The following is a 10,141-nucleotide window of genomic DNA, read 5'->3' as shown; positions in this document are numbered from 1 at the left end:
CACGGTTGCAAATCCCCGGCAAAGGCCTATCTAGAAGCGGCTGACGTCGCCTGCGACGGAATTTGATGGCCGCGATATTGGCCTCCCGCCTTCCTTTTCATGCATTTTTCGGCACCGCTGGCGGCCCCTCTGGGCTGGCGCAGCGCTTTGAAAAAGATGAAAGGCCAGCGTTGGCAAAAGAAGAACTCCTCACCCTCGAAGGCCTAATCGACGAGGTATTCCCCGATGGCCGCTTCGGCGTGATGCTCGACAACCAGCATCGCATAGTGGCCTACACCGCCGGTAAGATGCGCAAGTTTCGCATCCGCTCCGTGGTCGGCGACCGGGTACATGTGGAGATGACACCGTACGATCTGTCGAAAGGGCGGATCGTCTTTCGTGAGCGAACCCCAGGAGCGGGGCCCGGCGGCGTACGCCGCGGCGCCGGCTTCAGGCGGTAACGCTCGCGGCGAACTGTACGGCGGCCGTTGCCGCCACAAGGAATCGATGAACATAGATACTATCGGCGCTATGAAGCGCCCCAAGCTTTCGCTCCGCTACGGAGCGAAGGGGACACCGAACATGCCTTCGCCGGCATTCCGCTCCCCGACACTTTCCACGTCCGAACTGCGGCGCCTCGTGGCAGCCATGGTCGACTGACAAGACCCTGCCCCTCGCGGCCGACCGGCTGCGAGGGGTTTTCTTTCCGGCCGTCGCCCGGCGGATCTCGCTTCAAGGAATTACCTATCGCGCCCAGTGCAGCTCTCGAACGCCATGCCCGCCCCAAGCTCGGGGCTGCCGCGGCATGCGCATGGAGCTCGCTGCGCTTTTCGCCGGCTGCGGGGTTCGGTCAGGCCGACGCGCGCAGCGTGGCGTATCCCGCCCGCTGCTGCAGGATCGTCACGGCCTCGCGGCACCCTTCTTCGGTGCTGTAACCACCGGCGTCGACCAGGGTGCGGCCTGCCGCGTCTGTCAGGCGCCAATGCCAGTCCCCGCCGCAGAAGCGGGTCGAGGAAACATTCATCTCGTCGGTGCGATAGACGTCGAAGCGTGCTGTCGCCTTTTCCTGCTGCGCCGGGGCGATCATGCGCAATCCCTGCCGGCCCATCTCAGCGTGCGCCCGGCTGGCGGCATGTCATGCGGCCGAGCTCCGCCTCCACGCTCGCGCACCCGTCCTCGCTGGCGATCGCCAGGTCCAGCGGCCGCGCGCCGAGCGAGGCGTTCTCGCTGTTCAGGAAATCTATCGCCGTCTCGCGGCCGAGCAGGGTCAGCGCCAAGCGGGTGATGTTCCCCTGGCGGCGGGCCGAGTCAGGAGCGAGCTTTTCGGTGTGGGACCTGCGGAACTTCATGCCGCCTCTCCGGCGCATGTGCTGCCGCACGGCTGCAGCGTCGGCTTGCGACAGTCGTAGTAGGGCTGGTTCGGGTCCATAACGGTCTCCTCGGCGTAAGCGGGAGCACATCGGGGTCTCTCAGCCGCGGGCGCCTACGTGGACGTTTGCTCGCGATGCCTTGGCATAGCACGCCGGGGCGCGAATGTATGCACGGCAATCGCGCGCGAGCGGCCAAGCAGGTCGGAGCGGGCAGAAAAACGGCCCGCTTCCGGAGAGAGCGAGCCGCAGGTACCTGGAACCGATCAGGAGAAAGTCAGGCCGCTTCGACCTCTTCGTTCGGGTCCCGCAGCACGTAGCCCCGGCCCCACACGGTTTCGATGTAGTTCTCGCCGCCGCAGGCGCTGGAAAGCTTCTTGCGCAGCTTGCAGATGAACACGTCGATGATCTTCAGTTCGGGCTCGTCCATCCCGCCATAAAGGTGGTTGAGGAACATTTCCTTGGTCAGCGTCGTGCCCTTGCGGAGCGAAAGCAGCTCCAGCATCGCATATTCCTTGCCGGTCAGGTGCACGCGGGCGCCGTCGACCTCGACCGTCTTGGCGTCGAGGTTCACCGCCAGCTTGCCGGTGCGGATGATCGACTGCGAATGGCCCTTGGAACGGCGCACCACTGCGTGGATGCGGGCGACCAGCTCGTCGCGGTGGAACGGCTTGGTGACATAGTCGTCGGCGCCGAAGCCGAAGCTGCGGACCTTCGAATCCATTTCGGCGATGCCGGACAGGATCAGCACGGGCGTCTGCACTTTGGCCACGCGCAGCTTCTTGAGCACGTCGTAGCCATGCATGTCGGGCAGGTTCAGGTCGAGCAGGATGATGTCGTAGTCATACAGCTTGCCCAGGTCCAAGCCCTCTTCGCCCAGATCGGTCGAATAGACGTTGAAGCCCTCGGTCGTCAGCATGAGCTCGATCGCCTTGGCGGTCGCCGGCTCGTCTTCGATCAGCAGCACGCGCATCGCAGATGCCCCTCTTACGCTCGGTAACACTCCGCATCGGTGTGTTGGCTCGTATTAACCACTCAAGGTCTCTACGAAAAAGGTTAATAAACGGTATTCACGTTAACGCTGCGCCGCGAGTCCTTTGTGCCACACCGGAATTCTACCGGGGTACGCGTTAGCCGCCGGCCCGCATCCGCTTCTGCCGCCGCCTCTGCACGGAGCTTCCGATGCCGATCGCCTCGCGATATTTCGCCACCGTGCGGCGGGCGAGGTCGAAGCCCTTCTCGCGCAGCAGCTCGACGAGCTTGTCGTCCGACAGCACGTCGGCCGGGTCCTCCGCATCGCACAAGCTGCGGATCTGCGCCTTGACCGCTTCGGCGGACACCGTGCCCTCGCCGTCGGCGGAGGAGACGCCGCTGGTGAAGAAGTACTTCAGCTCGAACGTGCCGCGCTGGCAGTTGAGATACTTGTTGCTGGTCACCCGGCTGACGGTGCTTTCGTGCATCTCGATCGCCTCGGCCACGGCGCGCAGGGTCAGCGGCTTCAGCATCGACACGCCCTTGCGGAAGAAGCCGTCCTGCTGCTTCACGATTTCGGCGGCTACCTTCAGGATCGTCTTTTGCCGCTGGTCGAGCGCCTTGATCAGCCAGTTCGCGTCGGCCAGCTTTTCGCCCAGCCAGCTTTTCGATGCTTTGTCCTGGCAGCCGCCGCGCAGCTCGACGTAGTAGCTGCGGTTGACCACCAGGCGGGGCAGGGTGGCTTCGTTCAGGGCGACGTTCCAGCCGTTCTTCGGGCCCGGCGTGATCAGGATGTCCGGCACGATCGGCTCGCGCTCCCCGCCGCCGAACTTCAGCCCGGGCTTCGGATCGTAGCCGCGCAGCTCCGCCAGCATGTCGGCGAAATCCTCGTCGTCGACGTCGCACATGCGCTTGAGCCGGGCGAACTCGCCGCGCGCCACGAGGTCGAGGTTCTGGATCAGCCGCTCCATGCACGGGTCGTAGCGGTCGGCTTCCTTGGCCTGCAGCGCCAGGCATTCGGCCAGAGAGCGCGCGCCGACGCCGGTAGGATCGAGCGACTGCACCACGGCCAGCGCCTCCTCGACATGGGCCAGCGGCACGCCCAGGTCGTCGGCGACTTCTCGCAGGGGCGCGGTGAGATACCCGGCTTCGTCGATCAGCCCGATCAGGTGCCGCGCAATGAAGGCGCTGCGCGCATCGGGCGCAGCGGGGCCGACTTGCGCCTCCAGGTGCTCGGCGAGGGTCGGCTCCTTGTTAGCCCGATCGCCGATATCCGGCAGTTCCTCCCCGCTTCCGCCAGCAGCGAGCTGGGCGGACCAGTCGCCGGTGTCGCGGTCGCGGTCGAGCGTGTCGGGGTCGATGTCGAGCGGAGCATCGGCCTCGCCCCGGCCGCGCTCGATCAGTTGGTCGGCGGTCGGGTCTTCCGGCGCATCCTCGCGCACCTGCTCGGGCTCGGCGGCGCGTTCCATGCGCACCTCGCCGGCTTCGAGCAGCGGGTTGGTCTCCAGCGCCTCGCCGATGAACATCTCGATATCGAGGTTGGACAGCGCCAGCAGCTTGATCGCCTGCTGCAGCTGCGGCGTCATCACCAGCGATTGCGACTGGCGCAGGTCCAGGCGCGGCCCCAGCGCCATTCTCGAGAGCTACCCTAAGTCCGTTCGTGCTGAGCTTGTCGAAGCACCGCTTTTCCTTCCGGCAAGCGCAGGGCCAGAAAGGAAGAACGGCCCTTCGACAAGCTCAGGGCGAACGGGAAAGAGGATTGAACACGCCGTAGTCATCTCAAAGCGTGAAGCTCTCGCCCAGGTACAGCCGGCGCACGTTCTCGTCCGCGACGAGCTCTTCCGGGCTGCCGGCGAAGAGCACCTGGCCGCCATAGATGATGCAGGCGCGGTCGACGATGTCGAGCGTCTCGCGCACGTTGTGATCGGTGATCAGCACGCCGATGCCGCGGCCCTTCAGGTCCTTCACCAGCTCGCGGATGTCGCCGATCGAGAGCGGATCGATCCCGGCGAACGGCTCGTCCAGCAGCATGATCGAAGGGTTGGCCGCCAGCGCCCGGGCGATCTCGCAGCGCCGCCGCTCGCCGCCCGAAAGCGCCATCGCCGGGCTGTCGCGCAGCCGGGTGAGGTGGAACTCGTCGAGCAGCCGGTCGAGCTCGGCGGCGCGGGTCGCCTTGTCCGGTTCGACCATCTCGAGCACGCAGCTGATGTTCTGCTCCACCGTCATCCCGCGGAAGATCGAGGTTTCCTGCGGCAGGTAGCCGAGCCCCAAGATCGCGCGGCGATACATCGGCAGGTTGGTCACATCGACGCCGTCCATCAGGATCCGGCCCGAATCCGGCCGCACCAGACCCATGATGGAATAGAAGCACGTGGTCTTGCCCGCGCCGTTGGGGCCGAGCAGGCCGAGCACTTCGCCCTTGCCGACCGTCAGCGAGATGTCCGTCAGCACGCTGCGCTTGTCGTAGCTCTTGGCGATCGAAACGACCTCCAGCCCGCCCTGCGGAATCGGCGGCGCGGCGTTGCCCGGGGCTTCGGCCATTGCCTCCGCCAGGGCCACGGTGTCGATGGTCTGCGGATCGAGCGTGTTCATGGCTCGCGATCTAGCACGGAACCGCGTGCTTTGAAGCCCGATTGGCAAGATTCCTGCATGCCGTTGCGCAAACGCGGCGGAACGTGCTCCGAGCCCCCGGGTTATTACTATTGCAAGCCCCGCCCGGCTGGGGAATACTCGCTGCGGGGTAAGAGAGGAGAGAAGCGATGGACAAAGCGCTGTTGGAAGCAGCCGTCCGCAGGTCCGCGCATCACCGTAAGGCCGTCGATTGGCAGCGGAAGATGAGCGACCATATCGCCTATGCGCTCCTGGTCTACACCGGCCTGCAGATCTTCGTCACCATGGGGGCCCTGGATACGAACCACGGGTCGATCCTGCCCTACTTCGGCCTGGTCCTGCTCGTCGCGGCTATCATTCCGGGTTGCCGCCTGTTCGAAAAGCGCTGGGAACGCCTCGCCGCCAGCGACGCCCCGCCGGAACGGCTGGCCCCGCTGTTCACGCGCGACCGCCTGATCCTGTGGGCCGCCGCCATCGGCCTGCCGTTCCTCGTCACCGGCATGATCAAGGGCTTGCTGCTGCTGTTCTGATACGGGTCGCCAGGCTCAACTCTCGAGCACTTGCCAACTACTGAGGAGCGAGGACGCAGTCCGAGCGTCTCTCGATGGACCTCAGGCTTTCGCGGCAGTCGCCCGCTCGATCGCTTCCACTACGATCCGCCGCGCTTCGGCCGCATCGCCCCATTCGCCGACCCGGACCCACTTCTCGGCCTCCAAGTCCTTGTAGTGCTTGAAGAAGTGCTCGATCTGCTGGAAGATGATCGAAGGCAGATCCTGCCGCTCGGCGACATCGGAATAGTACGGGAAGGTCGTGTCGACGGGCACGCAGATCAGCTTCTCGTCGCCGCCATGCTCGTCTTCCAGCTTGAGCACGCCGATCGGCCGGGCGCGTACGACGCAGCCCGGGATGAACGGGCTGCGGGCGATGACCAGCGCGTCGAGCGGGTCGCCGTCGGGGCTCAGCGTGTGCGGCACGAAGCCGTAGTTCGCGGGGTAGCGCATCGGCGTGTGCAGGATGCGGTCGACGAACAGCGCGCCGCTCTTCTTGTCGAACTCGTACTTCACCGGTTCGCCGCCGGTGGGCACTTCGATGACGACGTTGAGGTTCTCGGGCGGATTGTCGCCTGCGGGTATCTGGTCGATCTGCATGGGGCGGGCCACTAGCCCGCGTTTCAGCGCAATGCGAGCGGGTAATTGCGAATTGCAAACAAAAGGCGCAGGTTCAGCCAAAGCCGCAACAAGCGGCGGGACTTGGGAGAGTTGGCATGCATGTAGGTCTGGCGACCGGATTCGCGCACCAGCGCGGCAAGGACTACGACGATGCGCGCTTCGTGCGGGAGGAGGTCGAGAACCTCGTCCTGGCCGAAGAGCTGGGCTTCGATTCGGTGTGGATCACCGAGCACCACTTCTCCGACTATTCGGTGTCCAACGATCCGCTGCAGCTGCTGACCTACATCGCCGCGAAGACCAGGCACGTGAAGCTCGGCACCCAGTGCATCATCGTGCCGTGGCACAACCCGGTGCGGCTGGCCGAGAAGATCGTCAATCTCGACATTCTTTCTGGCGGCCGGGCGATCCTCGGCTTCGGAGGCGGGCTCGCCCCGCACGAATTCGCCGGCCTGGGCATCGACCAGAACAAGGCCCGCGCGCTCTATACCGATATCCTCGAAGTGCTGATCCCGGCACTCGAGACGGGCGTGATCGAGGGCGAAGGCGCCTTCGGCACGATCCCGCGGCGGGACCTGCGCCCGGCGCCGATCAAGAGCTTCGAAGGGCGCAAATTCTGCGGCAGCCTGTCGGGCAACTCGATGTACACCGCGGCCAAGCTCGGCTGCGGCAACATGGTCCTGATGCTGCCGCAGCGGGGCAAGGACGTGCCGCCGGACAAGTACCTGGAGGTCTGGCAGGAGGTGAACGGCCCGGGCACCACGCCGCCGCCGCCGATGCTGAGCGGCAACTACTACATCGACGAAAGCGCCGACTACGCCGAGGAGCAGGGGCGCAAGTACCTCGGCAACACGATGCGCGCGGCGATTCGGAACTACAGCCTGGATACGCCCGGAGTGTTCCCGAAGATCGCCGGGTACGAGCACTACGAGAACATGGTGCTCGCCCCGGAGGCGATCGAGCCTTACGTCGAGGAATTCGCCAAGGGCGCCGTAACCGGCACTCCGCAGATGATCCTCGACCGGCTTTGGGAGCTGAAGGAGATCTACAATCCCCAGGGCTTCTTCCCGCACGTCTACTTCGGCGGCATGTCGCAGGAAGATGCGCGCAAGAACATGCACTTGTTCGCCGAGAAAGTGCTGCCCGAGCTCAAGAGCTGGCAGGCGGACACTTCGATCGACGACCGGTTCCTGGAAGCGGCGGAGTAATCGCCAGAGGGTAGGGCCCGCGCCCCTCTCACCATCGTCACCCACCTCACCCATCGTCACCCTGAACTTGTTTCAGGGTCCATCCAGCCCTGCGCGCGGAGCTCAGGGGCGGGCGATACGGGATCGTTTGGGCTCGTACGACCGGCGACGGCGGTGGAGACATGGATGCTGAAACGAGTTCAGCATGACGAAGCACTGTTCATTCCCGGTCAGGCGTTCGGAACAAGCTGATGCAAAGACGGGTGATCAGGAGAAAGTCCGGGGCACGGCGGCCACCGAATGTGGCTGCCGCGCCCCGAAATGGCATTCCGCGCACGAAAAGGGTCAGGCGATTGTCGCGCCGAACATGAATCCGCTGATCGATGCAGCTGCGAGGAAGGCCAGGATGTGCGATGCGAAATGGCGCATGGCGGGGCTCCTGTTTTGGTTATCGCCGACTGGAAGCGGGGGGTGGGGGAGAGAGGTGCTTCCAGCCGGCTCGCTGCCGCAAATAATCTTGCGCTCGACTTTCCACAAATGAGAAAACCGCCAGAGTTGTTGCGTCAAACGCAACACAGTCTGGTGCCGCTGCAAGTCAGTTCGCGCGCGCCACCTGCACCGTTTCGGCCATGGCGATCGCACGGTTTGCCTGGCGCTTCGCATCGGCGGCGGCACGTTCGCGGCACTCGGCTACTGCGCGGCCTTGCTGCACGGAACCGCGGTAGGCTTCCCCGCAGACGGTGTTCACGGCTGCGGCGATGCGCCTCTCCATCACCTGGCGCCCCTCAGGGGTGGCGAGGTTGAGATCCCGGAGCGACACTGCAACGACTCGCTCGTCCTGCGCCATGGCGGGAACAGCGACGTTGGCGAGGATGGCGGCAGTAAAGACGGTGATAAGGCTACGCATTGCATGTCTCCTTGATCGGGGTGTCTGCGCTTCGAACATCCATTGTCGTTATGCTCCGGATTGTGCGCCGCACCATGCTTTGCTGCAAGTGCGAAATCGAGCACGGCCCTTGCGCACTTTGCAACGCCGAGCGTCATCAAGGCGTAATCCTCGCCGGCGCTACTGGACACGCAGCGCGAGGTTCTCCTAACGGAGCGCATGGACCCCCAGCACCTCCCCGATTCCATCCTGATCGTCGATTTCGGCAGCCAGGTGACCCAGCTCATCGCGCGCCGTGTGCGCGAAGCAGGCGTCTATTCCGAGATCGCGCCTTTCACCCAGGCCGAGGAAGCGTTCCACCGGCTCAAGCCCAAGGGGATCATCCTGTCGGGCTCGCCGGCCGGCGTTCCGGAGGAAGGCAGCCCGCGCGCGCCGCAAGTGCTGTTCGACAGCGGCCTGCCGATCCTGGGCATATGCTACGGCCAGCAGGTCATGACGCACCAGCTGGGCGGCGAAGTCCGCCCCGGGCATGAGACCGGGGAAGGCGGCGAGTTCGGCCGCGCGTTCCTCACCGTCACCGAAGACTGTGCCCTGTTCGAAGGGCTATGGCACGTCGGCGAGCGCCACCAGGTGTGGATGAGCCACGGCGACAAGGTCACCCGGTTCGCCGAAGGCTTCAAGATCGTCGCGGTCAGCGACGGCGCGCCGTTCGCCGTGATCGCCGACGAAGAGCGCAAGTATTACGGCACCCAGTTCCATCCCGAAGTCGTGCACACGCCCGACGGGGGCAAGCTGATCGCCAACTTCGTGCGCCACGTCTGCGGACTCGCCGGCGACTGGACAATGGCCGAGTTCCGCAAAACCAAGATCGAGGAGATCCGCGCGCAGGTCGGTTCCGGCCGAGTGATCTGCGGCCTGTCCGGCGGCGTCGACAGCGCGGTCGCCGCGGTGCTGATCCACGAGGCGATCGGCGACCAGCTGACGTGCGTTTTCGTCGACCACGGCCTGATGCGGCTGGGCGAGGCCGAGCAGGTCGTCAGCCTGTTCCGCAACTCGTACAACATCCCGCTGGTGCATGTGGACGTGGAGGAGCTGTTCCTCGGCGGTCTGGCCGGGCTGACCGATCCGGAAGCCAAGCGCAAGTTCATCGGCGCGACCTTCATCGACGTGTTCGAGACGGAGGCGAAGAAAGTCGGCGGCGCCGATTTCCTGGCGCAGGGCACGCTCTATCCCGACGTGATCGAAAGCGTCAGCTTCACCGGCGGGCCTTCGGTCACGATCAAGAGCCACCACAATGTCGGCGGACTGCCGGAACGGATGAACATGCAGTTGGTCGAACCGCTGCGCGAACTGTTCAAGGACGAAGTGCGCGAGCTCGGCCGCGAGCTCGGCCTGCCGGAAGCTTTCGTCGGCCGCCACCCGTTCCCCGGTCCCGGCCTGGCGATCCGCATCCCCGGCGAAGTGACCAAGGAGCGCTGCGACATCCTGCGCAAAGCCGACGCGATCTACCTCGAGGAGATCCGCAATGCCGGGCTCTACGACGCGATCTGGCAGGCTTTCGCCGTTCTTCTGCCGGTCAAGACCGTCGGCGTGATGGGCGATTACCGCACGTACGACAGCGTCTGCGGCCTGCGCGCCGTGACCAGCACCGACGGCATGACCGCCGACGTCTACCCCTTCGATGCCCACTTCCTGACCAGTGTCGCGACGCGCATCGTCAACGAGGTGAAGGGCATCAACCGCGTAGTCTACGACTACACCAGCAAGCCCCCCGGCACGATCGAGTGGGAGTGATCCGCGCGCTTCCGGTCAGATGATCGGGAGCGGGCCGGCTTCGAGGCCGCGCTTGCGTCCTTCGGGACGGGCTCTCAGCCTGCGGCTTCGATCCCTCCTCAGGACGGATGGGTGAGAGGGACGGCATCTCGCCCGATCGCACGATCCCTACCCCGTTCGTCCTGAGCCTGTCGAAGGACG

Annotated in this window: 12 protein-coding genes; 5 read left to right on the top strand and 7 right to left on the bottom strand. The window is 65.2% G+C overall.

From position 1 onward, the window contains the following. The first annotated feature begins 170 nt into the window (after window positions 1–170). Entirely contained in the window at window positions 171–440 is a 270-nt protein-coding gene (gene infA, locus GRI75_RS11605; RefSeq protein WP_160747161.1) for a translation initiation factor IF-1, read from the top strand. Between the two features lie 46 nt (window positions 441–486). Continuing rightward, window positions 487–639, top strand: a complete 153-nt coding sequence (locus GRI75_RS11600) for a hypothetical protein (RefSeq protein WP_160747140.1) — start codon at window positions 487–489, stop codon at window positions 637–639. A gap of 190 nt (window positions 640–829) precedes the next feature. Here the strand turns inward: GRI75_RS11600 and GRI75_RS11595 are convergent, their stop codons facing one another. The 5 genes from GRI75_RS11595 to lptB all read right to left on the bottom strand — a co-directional run bounded on the left by GRI75_RS11595 (window position 830) and on the right by lptB (window position 4,859). Further along, on the bottom strand, window positions 830–1,066 hold the full coding sequence (locus GRI75_RS11595; RefSeq protein WP_160747139.1) for a DUF1508 domain-containing protein: 237 nt from the start codon (window positions 1,064–1,066) through the stop codon (window positions 830–832). 22 nt (window positions 1,067–1,088) lie between these two features. Continuing rightward, window positions 1,089–1,328, bottom strand: a complete 240-nt coding sequence (locus GRI75_RS11590; protein ID WP_160747138.1) for an antitoxin Xre/MbcA/ParS toxin-binding domain-containing protein — start codon at window positions 1,326–1,328, stop codon at window positions 1,089–1,091. A 295-nt stretch (window positions 1,329–1,623) separates the two neighbouring features. Then, entirely contained in the window at window positions 1,624–2,319 is a 696-nt protein-coding gene (ctrA, locus tag GRI75_RS11585; protein ID WP_160747137.1) for a response regulator transcription factor CtrA, read from the bottom strand. Between the two features lie 157 nt (window positions 2,320–2,476). Further along, on the bottom strand, window positions 2,477–3,952 hold the full coding sequence (gene rpoN, locus GRI75_RS11580) for an RNA polymerase factor sigma-54 (protein ID WP_160747136.1): 1,476 nt from the start codon (window positions 3,950–3,952) through the stop codon (window positions 2,477–2,479). Between the two features lie 145 nt (window positions 3,953–4,097). After that, entirely contained in the window at window positions 4,098–4,859 is a 762-nt protein-coding gene (gene lptB / locus GRI75_RS11575; protein WP_160747160.1) for an LPS export ABC transporter ATP-binding protein, read from the bottom strand. Between the two features lie 218 nt (window positions 4,860–5,077). Between lptB and GRI75_RS11570 the strand changes: the two genes are divergently transcribed. Next, window positions 5,078–5,458 carry a hypothetical protein gene (locus tag GRI75_RS11570; protein ID WP_160747135.1) on the top strand — a complete coding sequence of 127 codons (381 nt, stop codon included), beginning with the start codon at window positions 5,078–5,080 and terminating at the stop codon, window positions 5,456–5,458. Window positions 5,459–5,539: 81 nt separating this feature from the next. On the opposite strand, the gene ppa is transcribed toward GRI75_RS11570, so the two are convergent. Further along, entirely contained in the window at window positions 5,540–6,076 is a 537-nt protein-coding gene (gene ppa / locus GRI75_RS11565) for an inorganic diphosphatase (protein WP_160747134.1), read from the bottom strand. Between the two features lie 116 nt (window positions 6,077–6,192). Here ppa and GRI75_RS11560 point away from each other — a divergent pair, with 116 nt between their 5' ends. After that, window positions 6,193–7,302, top strand: a complete 1,110-nt coding sequence (locus tag GRI75_RS11560; protein WP_160747133.1) for an LLM class flavin-dependent oxidoreductase — start codon at window positions 6,193–6,195, stop codon at window positions 7,300–7,302. A gap of 574 nt (window positions 7,303–7,876) precedes the next feature. Here GRI75_RS11560 and GRI75_RS11555 read toward each other — a convergent pair. After that, entirely contained in the window at window positions 7,877–8,188 is a 312-nt protein-coding gene (locus GRI75_RS11555) for a UrcA family protein (RefSeq protein ID WP_160747132.1), read from the bottom strand. A gap of 198 nt (window positions 8,189–8,386) precedes the next feature. Between GRI75_RS11555 and guaA the strand changes: the two genes are divergently transcribed. After that, window positions 8,387–9,961, top strand: a complete 1,575-nt coding sequence (gene guaA / locus GRI75_RS11550) for a glutamine-hydrolyzing GMP synthase (protein ID WP_160747131.1) — start codon at window positions 8,387–8,389, stop codon at window positions 9,959–9,961. Window positions 9,962–10,141 lie beyond the last annotated feature (180 nt).

The sequence above is a fragment of the Croceibacterium soli genome, assembly GCF_009828065.1.
Classification (GTDB): domain Bacteria; phylum Pseudomonadota; class Alphaproteobacteria; order Sphingomonadales; family Sphingomonadaceae; genus Croceibacterium_B; species Croceibacterium_B soli.
This window is presented reverse-complemented; position numbering and strand designations above follow the sequence as displayed.